General features: G+C 78.0%; 1 protein-coding gene. It reads right to left on the reverse strand.

Annotated elements, in window-relative coordinates; all coding sequences use genetic code 11:
* Window positions 1–33: 33 nt before the first annotated feature.
* Window positions 34–249 (reverse strand): DUF6671 family protein, encoded by a 216-nt coding sequence (locus ACZ3GY_RS24090; RefSeq protein ID WP_436443650.1) that lies wholly within the window; start codon window positions 247–249, stop codon window positions 34–36.
* Between the last annotated feature and the right edge of the window lie 19 nt (window positions 250–268).

Here is a 268-nt window from a genome sequence, read left to right on the forward strand (position 1 = left end):
GGCGGGCCGCGGTCCTGACGTGGGCCCGCGCCCTCACGGATTGCAGACGTCGCAGGTCGCAGGATCGGCGACCGTCACGGGCCGAGGTCGCTCCTGACGGGCAGGGCAGGCCGCGCAGCCGTCGACGTCGGCCCGGACGCGCGACGTCGGTGTGCCGCACCCGCCGCACGGAACCCCGCGCACCACGTCGACGGGACCGAAGCCGGGGCACGCGCAGGCGGGGCAGGGTGTGCGCAGACGCGCTGCCATCCCCCAGGCGACGCCGCGC

The sequence above is a fragment of the Pseudomonas sp. PME37.24/006 genome, assembly GCF_055556635.1.